The 15300-nt window shown below is 71.6% G+C and carries 15 protein-coding genes; 11 read left to right on the forward strand and 4 right to left on the reverse strand.

The features are described 5' to 3' along the window. Positions 1-164: 164 nt before the first annotated feature. From rplM to glmM, 3 genes are all read left to right on the forward strand, one after another. On the forward strand, positions 165-608 hold the full coding sequence (gene rplM / locus ACF1A5_RS01280) for a 50S ribosomal protein L13 (RefSeq protein WP_276110719.1): 444 nt from the start codon (positions 165-167) through the stop codon (positions 606-608). A gap of 42 nt (positions 609-650) precedes the next feature. Further along, positions 651-1163 (forward strand): 30S ribosomal protein S9, encoded by a 513-nt coding sequence (gene rpsI, locus ACF1A5_RS01285; protein ID WP_020276276.1) that lies wholly within the window; start codon positions 651-653, stop codon positions 1161-1163. Positions 1164-1409: 246 nt separating this feature from the next. Further along, on the forward strand, positions 1410-2768 hold the full coding sequence (gene glmM, locus ACF1A5_RS01290) for a phosphoglucosamine mutase (protein WP_392190734.1): 1359 nt from the start codon (positions 1410-1412) through the stop codon (positions 2766-2768). Here glmM and ACF1A5_RS01295 read toward each other — a convergent pair. Both ACF1A5_RS01295 and coaA read right to left on the reverse strand, forming a co-directional pair. Then, entirely contained in the window at positions 2765-3715 is a 951-nt protein-coding gene (locus ACF1A5_RS01295; protein ID WP_392190735.1) for a DUF389 domain-containing protein, read from the reverse strand. The two genes, glmM and ACF1A5_RS01295, sit on opposite strands and share 4 nt — an antisense overlap. A 32-nt stretch (positions 3716-3747) precedes the next feature. Next, positions 3748-4716, reverse strand: a complete 969-nt coding sequence (gene coaA, locus ACF1A5_RS01300) for a type I pantothenate kinase (RefSeq protein WP_392190736.1) — start codon at positions 4714-4716, stop codon at positions 3748-3750. Between the two features lie 273 nt (positions 4717-4989). On the opposite strand from coaA, the gene ACF1A5_RS01305 reads away from it, so the two are divergent. Both ACF1A5_RS01305 and glmS read left to right on the forward strand, forming a co-directional pair. Continuing rightward, positions 4990-5772: a hypothetical protein gene (locus ACF1A5_RS01305; protein WP_392190737.1), complete on the forward strand. Its 783-nt coding sequence runs from the start codon at positions 4990-4992 to the stop codon at positions 5770-5772. 101 nt (positions 5773-5873) lie between these two features. Further along, a complete protein-coding gene (glmS, locus tag ACF1A5_RS01310) occupies positions 5874-7721 on the forward strand; it encodes a glutamine--fructose-6-phosphate transaminase (isomerizing) (protein WP_392190738.1) in 1848 nt (615 codons plus the stop codon). Positions 7722-7811: 90 nt separating this feature from the next. On the opposite strand, the gene ACF1A5_RS01315 is transcribed toward glmS, so the two are convergent. Continuing rightward, a complete protein-coding gene (locus ACF1A5_RS01315; protein WP_392190739.1) occupies positions 7812-9056 on the reverse strand; it encodes a hypothetical protein in 1245 nt (414 codons plus the stop codon). A 503-nt stretch (positions 9057-9559) separates the two neighbouring features. On the opposite strand from ACF1A5_RS01315, the gene ACF1A5_RS01320 reads away from it, so the two are divergent. Together ACF1A5_RS01320 and ACF1A5_RS01325 are read left to right on the forward strand one after the other, a co-directional pair. Next, positions 9560-10198 (forward strand): TNT domain-containing protein, encoded by a 639-nt coding sequence (locus ACF1A5_RS01320; protein WP_392190740.1) that lies wholly within the window; start codon positions 9560-9562, stop codon positions 10196-10198. 64 nt (positions 10199-10262) lie between these two features. Further along, the gene (locus ACF1A5_RS01325) at positions 10263-10673 is read left to right on the forward strand and encodes a hypothetical protein (protein WP_392190741.1); all 411 of its coding nucleotides are present in this window, start codon (positions 10263-10265) and stop codon (positions 10671-10673) included. 273 nt (positions 10674-10946) lie between these two features. Here ACF1A5_RS01325 and ACF1A5_RS01330 read toward each other — a convergent pair whose 3' ends face one another. Continuing rightward, positions 10947-11120, reverse strand: coding sequence for a CsbD family protein (locus ACF1A5_RS01330; protein ID WP_356193731.1), 174 nt, complete (start codon positions 11118-11120; stop codon positions 10947-10949). A gap of 209 nt (positions 11121-11329) precedes the next feature. Between ACF1A5_RS01330 and ACF1A5_RS01335 the strand changes: the two genes are divergently transcribed. The 4 genes from ACF1A5_RS01335 (at position 11330) to alr (ending at position 15222) form a co-directional block, all read left to right on the forward strand. Next, positions 11330-11500, forward strand: coding sequence for a hydrophobic protein (locus ACF1A5_RS01335; protein ID WP_356193734.1), 171 nt, complete (start codon positions 11330-11332; stop codon positions 11498-11500). Positions 11501-11776: 276 nt separating this feature from the next. After that, complete coding sequence (locus tag ACF1A5_RS01340) at positions 11777-12148, forward strand: holo-ACP synthase (RefSeq protein WP_356193736.1); 372 nt, start codon at positions 11777-11779, stop codon at positions 12146-12148. Positions 12149-12370: 222 nt separating this feature from the next. Then, positions 12371-13801 carry an NAD(P)H-hydrate dehydratase gene (locus tag ACF1A5_RS01345; RefSeq protein ID WP_392190742.1) on the forward strand — a complete coding sequence of 477 codons (1431 nt, stop codon included), beginning with the start codon at positions 12371-12373 and terminating at the stop codon, positions 13799-13801. A gap of 206 nt (positions 13802-14007) precedes the next feature. Further along, a complete protein-coding gene (gene alr / locus ACF1A5_RS01350; RefSeq protein WP_392190743.1) occupies positions 14008-15222 on the forward strand; it encodes an alanine racemase in 1215 nt (404 codons plus the stop codon). The last annotated feature ends 78 nt before the right edge of the window (positions 15223-15300 follow it).

Raw genomic sequence — 15300 nt, forward strand, 5'->3', positions numbered from 1 at the left:
ATTGGCTTGGCTCTTCTCACGGACCCGGCCCTTACACCGGTCCACCGGGCCGATGACCAGCGACCTGCACGCGGTTTGCGTCACCGCAGTGCGGTCAGGGCTGTCGTGATCGTCTTCGGTGACCTTGTCAGGACCATTCACTGAAGAAGCGAAGGCTACGAACCGTGCGTACGTACAGCCCCAAGCCCGGCGATGTGACGCGCCAGTGGCACGTCATCGACGCTCAGGACGTTGTCCTGGGCCGTCTCGCCACCACTGCCGCCACCCTTCTGCGGGGCAAGCACAAGCCGATCTACGCGCCGCACGTCGACGCTGGTGACTTCGTCATCATCATCAACGCCGACAAGGTGCACCTCTCCGGCAACAAGCGGACCCAGAAGATGGCGTACCGCCACTCCGGCTACCCGGGTGGTCTGCGCTCCGTCCGTTACGACGAGCTGCTCGCCAAGAACCCCGAGAAGGCCGTCGAGAAGGCCGTCAAGGGCATGCTCCCCAAGAACACCCTGGGCCGTCAGATGCTTTCCAAGCTGAAGGTCTACTCGGGCGACCAGCACCCGCACGCTGCCCAGCAGCCGGTGCCGTTCGAGATCACCCAGGTCGCGCAGTAAGTCCGGCCACCCCCTAAGACTGAAGAGAATCTGAGGAGCATCGTGGCCGAGACCACTGCCGAGCAGCCGCTCGAAGAGCTTGACATCGACAGCTACACCACCGAGTCCGAGGTCCCCGTCGAGGGCGAGTACACCTCGGAGTCCATGGCCTCCCGCTTCGGCGAGCCGCAGCCGGCCGCCGGCCTGGGCCGTCGCAAGAACGCCATCGCCCGCGTCCGGATCGTCCCGGGCACCGGCAAGTGGAAGATCAACGGTCGTACCCTCGAGGACTACTTCCCGAACAAGGTGCACCAGCAGGAAGTCAACGAGCCCTTCAAGGTGCTCGAGCTCGAGGGCCGTTACGACGTCGTCGCCCGCATCGCCGGTGGCGGTGTCTCCGGTCAGGCCGGTGCGCTCCGTCTCGGTGTCGCCCGCGCGCTGAACGAGGCCGACGTGGACAACAACCGCGGCCCGCTGAAGAAGGCCGGCTTCCTCAAGCGCGACGACCGTGCGGTCGAGCGCAAGAAGGCCGGTCTCAAGAAGGCCCGCAAGGCCCCGCAGTACAGCAAGCGCTAATCACAGCTGCCTGCTCGTACCTCGAACGCCCCGGCGGCACGACACTGTGCCGCCGGGGCGTTCGTTTATCACAGCCCTTCGGCGTATAACGGCACAAGGCGCTCGAAGGTTAGTGTGATCGGATGTTCAGGCATCGGAATGCCCGCGATGCGGGAGCCGCAGACGCGTCGAGAACATCGAACCCGGTGAACACGCGCTGAACCCATCGGCACGGCATTTCGAACGGACGCTTTCTCAGGAGGACAAGTGGGACGACTCTTCGGCACGGACGGCGTGCGCGGCGTCGCCAATGCGGACCTGACCGCCGAGATGGCGCTCGGCCTGTCCGTCGCGGCGGCGCACGTGCTGGCCGAGGCGGGCACCTTCGAGGGCCACAAGCCGAAGGCGGTGGTCGGTCGGGACCCGCGCGCGTCCGGGGAGTTCCTGGAGGCCGCCGTGGTCGCGGGCCTGGCCAGCGCGGGTGTGGACGTGCTGCGCGTCGGTGTGCTGCCGACGCCCGCGGTGGCGTACCTCACCGGCGCGCTCGGCGCCGACCTCGGCGTGATGCTGTCGGCCAGCCACAACGCCATGCCCGACAACGGCATCAAGTTCTTCGCCCGCGGCGGCCACAAACTCGCCGACGAGCTGGAGAACCGCATCGAGGGCGTCTACGAGGAGCACCGCACCGGCGCTCCCTGGGACCGTCCGACCGGTGCGGGTGTCGGCCGGGTGCGTGACTACGGCGAGGGCTTCGACCAGTACGTCGCCCACCTCCTCGGTGTGCTGCCGAACCGCCTGGACGGCCTGAAGATCGTCCTCGACGAGGCGCACGGCGCGGCCTCCCGGGTCTCGCCGGAGGCGTTCGCGCGCGCCGGCGCCGAGATCGTCACCATCGGCGCCGAGCCGGACGGGCTCAACATCAACGACGGCTGCGGCTCGACCCACCTCGACAAGATCAAGGCCGCCGTACTCGAGCACGGCGCCGCCCTCGGCATCGCGCATGACGGCGACGCGGACCGGTGCCTGGCCGTGGACCACACCGGCGAGGAGGTCGACGGCGACCAGATCCTGGCGGTGCTCGCGCTGGCGATGCGGGAGCGTTCCGCGCTGCGCTCCGACACCGTCGTCGCGACCGTGATGTCGAACCTGGGCTTCAAGCTGGCCATGGAGCGCGAGGGCATCCATCTGGTGCAGACCGCGGTCGGCGACCGCTATGTGCTGGAGGAGATGAAGGAGAAGGACTTCGCCCTCGGCGGCGAGCAGTCCGGCCATGTCATCGTCCTCGACCACGCCACGACCGGCGACGGCACGCTGACCGGCCTGCTGCTGGCGGCCCGGGTCGCCGAGAGCGGCCGTACGCTGCGGGAGCTGGCGTCGGTGATGGAGCGGCTGCCGCAGGTGCTCATCAACGTGCCGGACGTGGACAAGTCGCGGGTGAAGACCTCCGCGGACCTCGCCGCGGCCGTCACCGAGGCCGAGCGGGAACTGGGGGAGACCGGGCGGGTGCTGCTGCGGCCGTCCGGCACCGAGCCGCTGGTGCGGGTCATGGTGGAGGCGGCCGACATCGACCAGGCGCGGTCGGTGGCGGGTCGGCTGGCGGACGCGGTGAAGTCCGCGCTCGGCTAACCGACTTCCTGGGAACGCTGGGTGCGCTCGCGCTGTCTGGTCCAGAAGTACTTCTGGGTCAGCAGCGTGAGCGTGCCCGCCACCACGATGCCGAGCAGGTTCAGCAGGAGTTGCTGCGTCGAGCCCCAGGTCTGCACCGTGTCGCCGTAGCTCAGCGCGACGGCCGCGTTGGCGGCGGCCGGGACCGTGGTCACGGAGATGGCGACGCCGACCAGGGCGCCGGACTTGGCCGAGGTCAGGGAGAGCGTGCCGGCGGCTCCGGCGAGCACCGCCACGACGAAGGAGAACGCGTCGGGTGCGTACACGAAGTTCGTGTTGGGCCGTGTGCCCTCCAGCTTCGCCTTGCTGAACAGCCCGACCGCGTCCATGACGAGGCTGAAGCCCACCGTCACCGCCATCGCCAGCGCGAAGCCCGCCAGCAGCGCGATCAGCGACCGCAGCGCCAGCCGTGGTGCCCGCTGCACCAGCGCGGTGCTGACACCGGCCAGGGGACCGAACTCCGGGCCGACCGCCATCGCGCCCACGATCAGGATCGCGTTGTCGAGCAGCACACCGCAGGCCGCGATCATCGTGGCCAGCGTGAGGAAGGCGAGATAGGTGACGGAGAGGGTCGACTCCTCGTGCGTCGCCTCGGTCAGGTGCTCCCACAGCACCGCGTCCGCGCCCTCGCCAGGCGCCTCCTTCTCGGCCCGGTCGGCCCGCTCGGACAGCGACAGGTCGATGCTCTCGACGGCGATGGAACCGGCCTCGTCGAGGCCCAACTCCTGCAGACTGCTCAGCAGCTCGTCCGCCGCCTCGCGGGCGACGTCGCACATCACCACGTCCCCGGCCGGGTTGCGGGCGGCGCCCGCGAGCACGACCAGGTGGGCGGTGCCGACCGTCTTCTCGATCACACGCAGCACGTCGTCGGTCCGGTCGGGCGGGGTGATCAGGCGCAGATGAAGCATGCACCCTGTCTAACAGACCCGGCCCGCCCTCCCTACAGCTTGCGCAGGCTGAGCCGTTGCACCTTGTGGTCCGGCCCCTTGCGCAGCACGAGCGTGGCCCGGCCGCGGGTGGGGGCGATGTTCTCCACCAGGTTCGGCTTGTTGATCGTGCGCCACATGGTGCGGGCGTAGTCCAGGGCGTCCTCCTCGGACACCTGGGTGTACTTGCGGAAGTACGAGGAGGGGTCCTGGAAGGCGGTCCCGCGCAGCTTGCGGAACCGGTTGAGGTACCACCGCTCGATGTCCTCGGTGCGCGCGTCGACGTACACGCTGAAGTCGAAGTAGTCGGCGAGCCCGACCCGGGTGCGGCCGTCCTTGCCGGGCAGTGCGGGCTGGAGGACGTTCAGGCCCTCGACGATGAGGATGTCCGGACGGCGGACGACGAGCCGCTCCCCGGGCACGATGTCGTAGATCAGGTGCGAGTAGACGGGGGCGGTGACCTCCCCCTTGCCCGCCTTGATGTCGGCGACGAACCGGGTCAGCGCCCGGCGGTCGTACGACTCCGGGAAGCCCTTGCGCGACATCAGGCCCCGGCGCTCCAGCTCCTGCGTGGGCAGCAGGAACCCGTCGGTCGTGACCAGCTCGACGCGCGGGTGCTCGGGCCAGCGGGACAGCAGGGCCTGGAGCAGGCGGGCCACGGTGGACTTGCCGACGGCGACCGAGCCGGCGACCCCTATGACGAAGGGGGTGCCGGACTGGGAGCCCTGCTCGCCGAGGAAGGTGTTCAGCGCGCCGCGCAGGCCGTCCGTGGCCCCGACGTACAGATTGAGCAGCCGGGACAGCGGGAGGTAGATGTCCCGCACCTCGTCGAGGTCGATGACGTCGCCGAGGCCGCGCAGCCGCTCCACCTCCTCGGCGGACAGCGGCAACGGCGTCTTGTCGCGCAGCGCGCTCCACTCGGCACGAGTGAGGTCGACGTAGGGAGTCGCCTCCGGCCGCTGCCGGTGGGCGCTCCGGGGCATCGAGGGGACCGGAGAGATCACAGTCCATTGTTAGCGGAGTTTGAACGGGGGCGCGGGGTGGGGTGCGTCACGTGGGAGCGTCCGCCCGGGGGCGCCACGCGGGCGCGTCGGCCCCGGGGTGGGCGTCGGGCGAAGATCACGCCGGCGTCACGGTCGGGTACCGGGTGATCGTTTGATGATCAACTGTGTGGCCGCTGTGGTTAAAGTGCGGGCAAAGCAATGGGAAAGCGTGGCTCTTGGGGCCGCGCCGACGCGAAGAGAAAGAGCTGCTCCTTGAGATCCACCGCCGTTCGCCGCACCGCCCTCGCCGCCTCCGCCGCTGCCCTCGCCCTGTTGACCACCGCCTGCGGCGGCTCCTCCGAGGGCGGGGAGGAGAAGGGCGGCGACTCGACGGCGCGGGCGGAGCGGACCGCCACCGCCGTGAAGCCGCTGACCGCCGCCGAGCTGGAGAAGGCCGCCCTCACCCAGGCCGACGTCAAGAGCGGCAAGGTCACCACCAAGGTGCCGGCGCGGGACGACATCGCGCGGGACAAGGTGAAGACGGACGACGCCGACTGCGCGCCGCTCGCGTACCTCCAGGTCGGCTCCTACGTCGGCACGCCGGCGGCCACGGTGAAGCGCTCCTGGACGAGCGACGCGAAGAAGCCCGCGGCGGGCGCGAGCGCCGAGGACACGATGATGGCCGCGCTCGACCGCGCCAAGGTCGTGGACACCCTCGCCTCCTACGCGGACGGCGGCGCCGAGCAGGCCATGAAGGACCTGAAGGCGGCCGCCCGCAAGTGCGCCGGCGGCTTCTCGTACACCGTCGGCGGCACGACGAACAAGATTGTCGGCGTCACCCCGACCCAGGCGCCCGGCGGCGCGGACGAGGCGTTCGCCGTGACGATGACCATCGACGCCGAGGAGGGTATGAAGGCGCCGGTCAAGGCCGTCGTCGTCCGCAAGGGCGCCACCCTCGCCCACCTCCCGGCCGTCAACCTCGCCTCCGCCGCCACGGGCAAGGACTTCGACTTCCCGGCCGAACTCGTCCAGGCGCAGCTGGCCAAGCTGGGATGACCGCGGATTCCCGCCGGGGTGGTTCGTACCCCGGCGGGAATTTCCGATTTCGGGCACCGAGTGCGGTGATCGGAAGCGGCCCGGCCCGTAGGCTGCCGCCCATGTGCGGAATCGTGGGATACGTGGGGTCGCAGTCGGCGCTCGAGGTCGTGATGGCCGGGCTGAAGCGACTGGAGTACCGGGGTTATGACTCGGCGGGTGTCGCCGTGCTCGCGGACGGCGGGCTGGCGGCGGCCAAGAAGGCCGGGAAACTGGTCAACCTGGAGAAGGAACTCGTCGACCGGCCGCTGCCGAGCGGCACGACGGGCATCGGGCACACCCGGTGGGCCACGCACGGCGGGCCCACGGACGCCAACGCGCATCCGCACCTGGACAACGCCGGGCGGGTCGCCGTCGTCCACAACGGCATCATCGAGAACTTCGCCGCGCTGCGCGCCGAGTTGGCGGAGCGCGGCCACGAGCTGACGTCCGAGACGGACACGGAGGTCGTCGCGCACCTGCTCGCCGAGGAGTTCTCCTCCTGCGCGGACCTCGCGGAGTCGATGCGGCTGGTGTGCCGGCGCCTGGAGGGCGCCTTCACCCTGGTCGCCGTGCACGCGGACGAGCCGGACGTGGTCGTCGGCGCCCGCCGCAACTCGCCGCTGGTGGTGGGTGTCGGCGAGGGCGAGTCCTTCCTCGCCTCCGACGTCGCCGCGTTCATCGCCCACACCCGCTCGGCGATCGAGCTGGGCCAGGACCAGGTGGTCGAGCTGCGCCGCGACGGCGTGACGGTCACCGGGTTCGACGGCAGTCCCGCCGAGGTGCGCTCCTACAACGTCGACTGGGACGCGGCCGCCGCCGAGAAGGGCGGCTACGACTACTTCATGCTCAAGGAGATCGCCGAGCAGCCCAAGGCGGTCGCCGACACCCTGCTGGGCCGTATCGACGCCTCCGGCAGCCTGACGCTCGACGAGGTCCGCATCTCCGCCTCCGAACTGCGCGAGATGGACAAGGTCGTCATCATCGCCTGCGGTACGGCCTTCCACGCCGGGATGATCGCCAAGTACGCCATCGAGCACTGGACCCGCATCCCCTGCGAGGTCGAGCTGGCCAGCGAGTTCCGCTACCGGGACCCGATCCTCGACCAGCAGACCCTGGTCATCGCCATCTCCCAGTCCGGCGAGACCATGGACACCCTGATGGCGCTGCGGCACGCCCGCGAGCAGGGCGCCAAGGTACTGGCCATCTGCAACACCAACGGCTCCACCATCCCGCGCGAGTCGGACGCGGTGCTCTACACCCATGCCGGGCCCGAGGTCGCGGTCGCCTCCACCAAGGCGTTCCTCACCCAGCTCGTGGCCTGCTACCTGGTCGCCCTGTACCTCGGCCAGGTCCGCGGCACCAAGTGGGGCGACGAGATCCAGGACGTCGTCCGGGACCTCTCCCAGATCTCCGGCGAGGTCGAGCAGGTCCTCGAGACCATGGAGCCGGTACGGGCCCTGGCCCGCTCCCTCGCCGACAAGAACACGGTCCTGTTCCTCGGCCGGCACGTGGGATACCCGGTCGCCCTCGAAGGCGCGCTGAAGCTCAAGGAGTTGGCGTACATGCACGCCGAGGGCTTCGCCGCGGGCGAGCTGAAGCACGGGCCGATCGCCCTGATCGAGCAGGACCTCCCGGTCGTCGTGGTCGTCCCGTCCCCGCGCGGCCGCTCCCTGCTGCACGACAAGATCGTCTCCAACATCCAGGAGATCCGGGCGCGGGGTGCCCGCACCATCGTGATCGCGGAGGAGGGGGACGAGGCGGTCGTCCCGTACGCCGACCACCTCATCCGCATCCCGGTCACCCCCACCCTGCTCCAGCCCCTGGTCGCCACGGTGCCGCTCCAGGTCTTCGCCTGCGAACTGGCCACCGCCCGCGGCAACGAGGTGGACCAGCCGCGCAACCTGGCGAAGTCGGTGACGGTGGAGTAGTTCCCATCTCGTGCGTCCGGTGCGCCGCCGGGAGTCCGTCCCTGTCGCTGACGGGACGTCCGAGGAGGAAGCTCCCGGCGGCGGCCGGGGTCAGGGACAGGCCGGCCGGTTCACACCGTAGAGGAACCGGCTGTGGGTGCCCCGGTGCTCGGTGAGGGTCCACAGCTGATTGGCCGAGCGCAGCCAGTAGAGGTCCTGCAGACCTCGACCGCCGAGCTGCGACCTCGGCGTCCTGTTGCCCGTCGTGTTGGCCCACACGAGGTCGCGGTTACCGCCCCCGCCGCCCGTGTTGAAGTAGTAGCAGCCGCGGGAGAAGGCGCCCTGCACGTAGCGGACGGGCTGGTGCCACGCGATGTACGGATGGATGGTGCCCTGGAAGCGGGTCATCGCGGAGTCCGTCCAGCGTGCCACCCGGCCGACGCTGTCCCTGCGGAATTCGCTGGTCAGGAAGGCCACGCTCCCGGAGGGGGGACGCTCCAGCGACATGGAGTCGTAGCGGGTGCCGGATGCCGTGTTGCTCCAGCGTCCGATCTCGGGCAGCAGGTAGTGGTATCCGCGCCCGCAGTACCTGCCGTTCTGGAGCCCGGTCGGGCAGCCGGGGCTGATGTTCCCCTTCGGGTTGTTCGCGAGCTGCAGCAGGTTGTTGGTGTCGAAGACGTGCACCCCGCCCTCGTTGGCGGCGACGAAGATGTAGTGCTGGTACCAGACGATGCCGCCCGCGTGGACGGTCACATCGCTGTAGTCGTTCCCCGCACTGTTCGGCACCACGAGCAGCACGTGGATGTACCTGTTGCTGGTGCGGTCCAGGAAGCTCAGCCGGGTGCCCGTATCCGTGGGAGCCGGCCTCTCACCGCCGGCGTGCCAGGAGAAGACGATGGCCCTGTGCCCGTCCACCGTGCCGGCCCCCGGCTGAGCGTCCTCGGTGCCGCTGACGCCCTGCGGGGTCCAGTTGTCGGTGTTGGCGTCGTCGCTTCGCAGACAGTAGTAGGCGACCGCGTGCGCTCCGTTCAGTGCGCTGTCGTTCGCACGGGCCTGAGCCCCGCAGTCCGCGTTGTTCTGCGTGTGTGCCTGGCGGTTGGCCGCGTTCAGCATCGACCCCACCGGGACCCGGTCGCCGTTCGGGTTCACCGCCGTCCTCAGTTGGAGAGCCTGGGTCACCCGGTCGTGGTCCCACCGGAGTGCGAAGGCGCTCGGATCGGCGGCGGTCATCGGTACGGGGGGCGGGTTGGGTACGGCGGCCGGGGCCGCGGGTGTGGGTGCGGCTGCGGCGAGCAGGCCGAGTACAGCGAGGAAGAACGCTGCGCCGGGCAGACGCCGACGCCTGGGAATTCTCATGACCTCTCCGAGGGCAGGGGGCGGGAAGCGCCAAGGCGTCCGCCGCCCATGACCGACGACGGCGCAACGGCAGGAACGTGATTCCACCCCGCTGCGGGAGAGGTGCGTGGGTGATCGGGAAATCACTCGCCCCGTGCTCCCCACGGGCTCATTCGGCCGCAGGCTCGGCGCGTCCGCTCGCGGTCTTCGGACCCCGTGGCTTTAGTGATCTCGTCGTTTCATCTTTCTGTTCACTTCCGGAATTGTCGGACATTGCGACACGAGCAAAGGTTCTGGTGGGAGGTTCGTTGAGATCGTCAACAAGGTGTGCCGGCTTCGCGGCTGCGCTCGGCCTGGCCGGTTCTCTGGTCATGGGCGCTTCCGTCTCCTCGGCGGCGCCCGCGTCCGAGGACGGTAGTCGGAGCGGGCCCCTCGGCCAGGTCCGGTCGCAGACGTCGACGCCGCGAGCGGGAGCAGCGCCCGGAATGCCGGGGGACGGGCGTGGCGACTCCGATGATCGGCGTGTGTGCAGGGGTCTGGTGCCCCTCACCGTTCCCCCGGAATACCGCGTGTTCTTCTTCTGCGGTGACTGGCGGCTCGGTCCCAGGCAGTTGCCGACCCAGGGGCTGCTGGGCGACATCCTCGAGGGATACGACCGGCTCGGGGGCCTCACCCCCGTGCACTTCCTGGACCGGTGGTGGGACCCCATCAAGGAGGACTGGAGGTATCCGCGCGACGACGGCTTCGCGCGCAACGCCCAGGGCCCGATCGCGGCGCCGACGTCGCTCGAAGTCGGCCAGCTGGTCGACAGGTTCGGCAACGAGAACGGCCGCTTCCTCTCTCCGGCGGGCGTGAAGTTCGGGCAGCGGGCGATTCCGCCGTCCAACCTCAACACCGAGGACCCGCGCTTCCCGAACGACTACCACCTGTACCAGGTGGCGAAGGAGGTCACCGTGTGCGCGGGTCCGGCCGCCCCGGCGTTCGAACAACCGGGCGGAGGCCTCCAGTACGCGACGTCGAGCGACGCCTGCTCGAGTCCCTCCCGCGTCACCGTGGGCAACCTGGTCGCCAACGGCACCCTGGTACCGGTGGCGGTCCCCTTCGCCGAGGGCAAGTCGATGACGCCGAAGCGGCCGGCCTGGGTGAAGGCCGCGGCCCGGTGACCAGCGGAGCCGGGCCAGCGCCTGGCGTCGGGCCCGGCTCCACCCCTGGTAGGAGACTTGCTTCATGGACCGCTTCCAGCTCTGCCGGGCCCTTCGGGCCGCCGGGGTCCCGGAGACCTACTACGAGATCCCCGGCTGCACTCACGGCCCTCACCTGCCCACCGATCGCTACTTCCTCGAAGAGCGCGGCGGTGAGTGGGTCGTGGGGATCCACGAACGCGGCAGCCGCGAGGTGCTGGAGCGGTTCCCGGACGAGGACGGGGCGTGCTGGTGGCTCCACGACCGCCTGACCGAGGAGGGACCGCCGCCCGTCCCGGCCACGCCCGAGGAGATCGACGCGCTGCTGCACGACAGCGAAGGCATCCAGCGGCGCGCCCGCGAGGAGTTCGAGCGCGCCCTCGCCGAGTCCCGCCGCCGCGCTCACGAGGGGCCCGCCGTGGACAACGGCCGTACGGAGCCGCCGCCGAGGCCGTGAGCCGCGGCAGCCGGTCGTCTGCCGCGTCGACTCGGGCTCGCCCGCCAGCAGTCCTCACTCCTGAGGGCTTCGACGAAGTGGAGGGAGGTGCCGACCGGGACGAGAGAGGGGTTCTGGCCGGGGCCATGCACGGGTGGTGCGAACTCGGGGACGCTCAGCGGGCGCGCAAGACCGAGGTCTGGCGCCCGCGGGGCAAAACAAATGCGGGCCCCCCAATTCTCCTGGGGTGCCCACATCTGTCGTTCGCCCGAATGGGTCAGGCTTTTGATCGGCTCAGTGGCGGAAGGCGTCCTTCGTCTTCTCCTTGGCCTCGCGGGCGTCGCCGCGTGACTGCTCCATCCGGCCCTCGGCCTCCATGCGCTCGTTGCCGATCGCGCGGCCGACCGTCTCCTTGGTCTTGCCCTTGGCCTGCTCGGTCTTGGCCTGTGCCTTCTGGTTCTCAGCCATGGGTTTCACATCCCAACGTCGTCATGGCGCTCGGTGGTGATCGGATAACCCCCGTCCTCGCGCATAAACATCACCGCAATTCGTGGCCTTACGACTCGGAGTCCCGTGCGAACCTCCCCGGATTCCCCGGGGCTTCGGAAAAAAACCGCGAGTTCGGGATGCGTGTTCGCCAAGTCAGGGGGAACTCGAACGATCGGAGGTTGATAGACATGGTTCCCTTGCTTCTCGTTCTTCTGCTGGCTCTGATCCTCTTCGGTGCGGGCTTCGCACTGAAGGCACTGTGGTGGATCGCCGTGATCGTGCTCGTCGTATGGCTGCTGGGCTTCGTGGTGCGCCCGGCGGGCAGCGGTGGCCGACGCGGCCGCTGGTATCGCTGGTAACGCGTCTCACGCCGAGAGGGGCTCCGACCGAGGTCGGGGCCCCTTTTCGTGTGCCCTCTGCGCAGGGGTGCCACACGCCTCCCGTAGGGCACTCCTGCGCATGCGCGCAGAAAGTGTGAAAACGGGCGTAACTCTCAGTTCATGGGGCACGCGTAGCACGTCGGGCGCCGGTGCGCCAAGGGAACCAGCGCCTCCACCCCGGCGCCCGGCGTCCCAACGGCCGCCGGGCGGTCCGCCCTCGGCCGGGGGTGGCGCGAGCCGCGTAGGGTGCTCGGCATGAGCATCATCGGGGTCGGCATCGACGTGGCCGAGATCGACCGGTTCGCGGCGTCTTTGGAGCGGACGCCCACGCTGGCGCAACGGCTCTTCCTGGACAGCGAGTTGCTGCTGCCGAGCGGTGAGCGCCGTGGCATGGCCTCGCTCGCCGTCCGGTTCGCCGCCAAGGAGGCGCTCGCCAAGGCACTCGGCGCCCCGGCCGGGCTGCACTGGACCGACGCGGAGGTCTTCGTCGAGGACTCCGGGCAGCCCCGGCTGCGGGTGAAGGGGACCGTGGCGGCGCGGGCGGCCGAACTCGGGGTCCGCTCCTGGCACGTGTCGCTGAGCCACGACGCGGGGGTGGCGTCGGCCGTGGTGATCGCGGAGGGGTGACCACCGGGGTGGTCGCGCAGACGCCGGTCGTGGTGTGCCGGGCAGAGGACGGCGGTCGCGGGGACGGTGGGCGGCCACGGGCGGTCGGGCGAGTCGCTGGGTGATGAGCCGCGCGGTGATTCCCCGGTCGTCACGGAGGGCGCTCCCGCGCCCCGCCCCTGCGCGTGCGGGACCCGCCCGTGCGCGTGCAGAACCCGCCCCATCCGGGGCAGACTCGACCGCATGCGTACTGCCTACAGCGTGGACACGGTCAGGACAGCCGAACGTGAGCTGATGGCGCGGCTCCCCGAGGGCGCGCTGATGCAGCGCGCCGCCGCCGGACTCGCCGCCGCCTGCGCGGACTTGCTGGGCCGGGTCTACGGCCGCCGGGTGGTGCTCCTCGTCGGCAGTGGCGACAACGGCGGTGACGCCCTGTACGCCGGTGCCCGGCTGGCCCGCCGCGGCGCCGGAGTCACGGCGGTGCTGCTCGCCCCCGACCACACGCACCCCGGCGGTCTCGCGGCCCTGCGGCGCGCGGGCGGCAGCGTCGCCCGCCCCGGCACGGCGGAGAAGCTGATCGACCGGGCCGACCTCGTGGTCGACGGCATCGTCGGCATCGGCGGCAAGGGCGGGCTGCGCCCGGACGCGGCGCCGCTGGCCGAACGGGCGGCCAGGTCCCGCGCGGCCGTCGTCGCCGTGGACCTGCCGAGCGGGGTGGAGGCCGACACGGGCGAGGTGCGCGGCGCCGCCGTCCGCGCGGACCTCACCGTCACCTTCGGCACGCACAAGCCGGGGCTGCTCGTCGACCCGGCACGCGAGTACGCCGGCACCGTACGCCTCGTCGACATCGGGCTCGACCTGCCGGCCGAGCCCGAACTCGAGGCACTCCAGCACGCAGACGTGGCCGCGCTGCTGCCGCGGCCCGCCGCCGAGAGCGACAAGTACCGGCGGGGCGTGGTCGGCATCGCGGCCGGCTCGGCACGCTATCCCGGCGCGGCCGTGCTCGCCGTGTCGGGGGCGCTGCGGGGCGGAGCCGGTGCCGTGCGCTACGTCGGCCCCGCCGGGCATGCGGTGATCGCCCGCTTCCCGGAGACCCTCGTCTCCGACCAGGGGCCGCACAAGGCGGGCCGGGTGCAGGCGTGGGTCGTGGGTCCCGGCGTCGGGGACGACGCGGCCACCGTCGCCGAGGTGTTGGAGACGGACGTACCGGTGCTGATCGACGCGGACGGGCTGCGGCTGGCCCATCGGGACGCCGTACGCGCCCGCACCGCGCCCACCCTGATGACCCCGCACGCCGGAGAGGCCGCCGCCCTGCTCGGCGTGGCCCGCGAGGAGGTGGAGGGAGCCCGGTTGTCCTCCGCCCGCGAACTCGCCGCCCGCTACGGCGCCACCGTCCTGCTCAAGGGCTCCACCACCCTGGTCGCCGCCCCGGACGGCGGCCCGGTGCGCGTCAACCCGACGGGCACGCCCTGGCTCGCCACGGCCGGCAGCGGAGACGTCCTGTCCGGCCTCGCCGGATCCCTGCTGGCGGCGGGCCTGTCCCCCCTGGACGCGGGCAGCACGGCCGCCTACCTCCACGGCCTGGCCGGCCGCTTCGCCGCGGCGGGCGCCCCGGCCGGCGCCCACGACGTGGCCGAGGCGATCCCGGAGGCGTGGCGGGACGTCCACGACTGACACCCAGCCGCGCCGACCCGGTCCTGGGTCCGGCGCGTCCGGCTCGCGCGGCCGCGTCGGGGCCGTAGGACGGGGAGTGTGCGGTCGGTGGCCCCGGCCGCGGCCGGGTCGCGGCGGTGTCACGGGAGCGGGACCGGGGGGCTGCGCCGTGTCCAGGGCCCGGGTGCCGAGGGGGCGTTCCGGTGCTCTGAGACACTGGGGGCGCGATGACTGAGACAGCACACCCGCGGACGGCACCGCTGCGCGCCCGCGCCGAGATCGATCTGTCCGCCCTGCGGGCCAACGTGCGGGCCCTGCGCGCCCAGGCGCCCGGCGCGGCGCTGATGGCCGTGGTCAAGTCCGACGCGTACGGCCACGGCGCCGTCCCGTGCGCCCGCGCCGCCCTCGCCGCCGGGGCGACCTGGCTCGGCACCGCCACGCCCGAGGAGGCCCTCGCCCTGCGCGCCGCCGGACTGGCGCCACCGGTGCGGATCATGTGCTGGCTGTGGACTCCGGGCGGCCCCTGGCGGGAGGCCATCGAGGCCGATCTGGACGTGTCGGTGAGCGGACTGTGGGCGCTGGCCGAGGTCCGCACGGCCGCCCGGGCCGCGGGCCGTCCCGCGCGCGTGCAGCTGAAGGCCGACACCGGCCTCGGCCGCAACGGCTGCCAGCCCGCCGACTGGCCCGAACTCGTCGCCGAGGCCCTGCGCGCCGAGGCCGAGGGGCTCGTCCGCGTCACCGGTCTGTGGTCCCACTTCGCCTGCGCCGACGAGCCCGGCCACCCGTCCATCGCCGCCCAGCTCACCCTCTTCCGGGAGATGGTGGCCCACGCCGAGCGGCAGGGCGTCCGCCCCGAGGTGCGGCACATCGCCAACTCGCCCGCCACGCTCACCCTCCCCGAGACCCACTTCGACCTCGTCCGCACCGGGATCGCCCTCTACGGCGTCTCGCCCAGCCCCGAGCTGGGCGCTCCGGCCGACTTCGGGCTGCGCCCCGTGATGACCCTGGCCGCCTCACTGGCCCTGGTGAAGCACGTGCCGGGCGGCCACGGCGTGAGCTACGGGCACCACTACGTGACGCCGGGCGAGACCACCCTCGGCCTGGTGCCCGTCGGTTACGCGGACGGCATCCCGCGCCACGCCTCCGGGGCCGGACCCGTGCTGGTCGGCGGCAAGTGGCGCACCGTCGCGGGCCGGATCGCCATGGACCAGTTCGTCGTCGACCTCGGCGGGGACGAGCCCGAGGCCGGCGCCGAGGCGCTGCTCTTCGGCCCCGGCGACCGCGGCGAACCCACCGCCGAGGACTGGGCGCAGGCCGCGGGCACCATCGCCTACGAGGTCGTCACCCGGATCGGAACCCGCGTTCCGCGCGTCTATGTGAACGAGGAAGACGAAGGACGCGGTGACGAAGGCCACGCACGGGACGGCGGCCGGGACGGGTAGCAGGACGGGTAACCCGCACAGGGCCCCGGCCCGCGCCACCTCCACCGGCCCCACCGGGCCGGGCACAGGCACGGCACC

It is taken from the genome of Streptomyces sp. NPDC014864, from assembly GCF_043081525.1.
Taxonomy (GTDB): Bacteria; Actinomycetota; Actinomycetes; order Streptomycetales; family Streptomycetaceae; genus Streptomyces.

Coding starts and splice junctions, on each gene's coding strand:
- glmS (WP_392190738.1), top strand. CDS start 5,874: ATGTGCGGAATCGTGGGATACGTGGGGTCGCAGTCGGCGCTCGAGGTC.
- ACF1A5_RS01315 (WP_392190739.1), bottom strand. CDS start 9,056: ATGAGAATTCCCAGGCGTCGGCGTCTGCCCGGCGCAGCGTTCTTCCTC.
- ACF1A5_RS01340 (WP_356193736.1), top strand. CDS start 11,777: ATGAGCATCATCGGGGTCGGCATCGACGTGGCCGAGATCGACCGGTTC.
- ACF1A5_RS01325 (WP_392190741.1), top strand. CDS start 10,263: ATGGACCGCTTCCAGCTCTGCCGGGCCCTTCGGGCCGCCGGGGTCCCG.
- ACF1A5_RS01335 (WP_356193734.1), top strand. CDS start 11,330: ATGGTTCCCTTGCTTCTCGTTCTTCTGCTGGCTCTGATCCTCTTCGGT.
- ACF1A5_RS01345 (WP_392190742.1), top strand. CDS start 12,371: ATGCGTACTGCCTACAGCGTGGACACGGTCAGGACAGCCGAACGTGAG.
- ACF1A5_RS01295 (WP_392190735.1), bottom strand. CDS start 3,715: ATGCTTCATCTGCGCCTGATCACCCCGCCCGACCGGACCGACGACGTG.
- alr (WP_392190743.1), top strand. CDS start 14,008: ATGACTGAGACAGCACACCCGCGGACGGCACCGCTGCGCGCCCGCGCC.
- coaA (WP_392190736.1), bottom strand. CDS start 4,716: ATGCCCCGGAGCGCCCACCGGCAGCGGCCGGAGGCGACTCCCTACGTC.
- ACF1A5_RS01330 (WP_356193731.1), bottom strand. CDS start 11,120: ATGGCTGAGAACCAGAAGGCACAGGCCAAGACCGAGCAGGCCAAGGGC.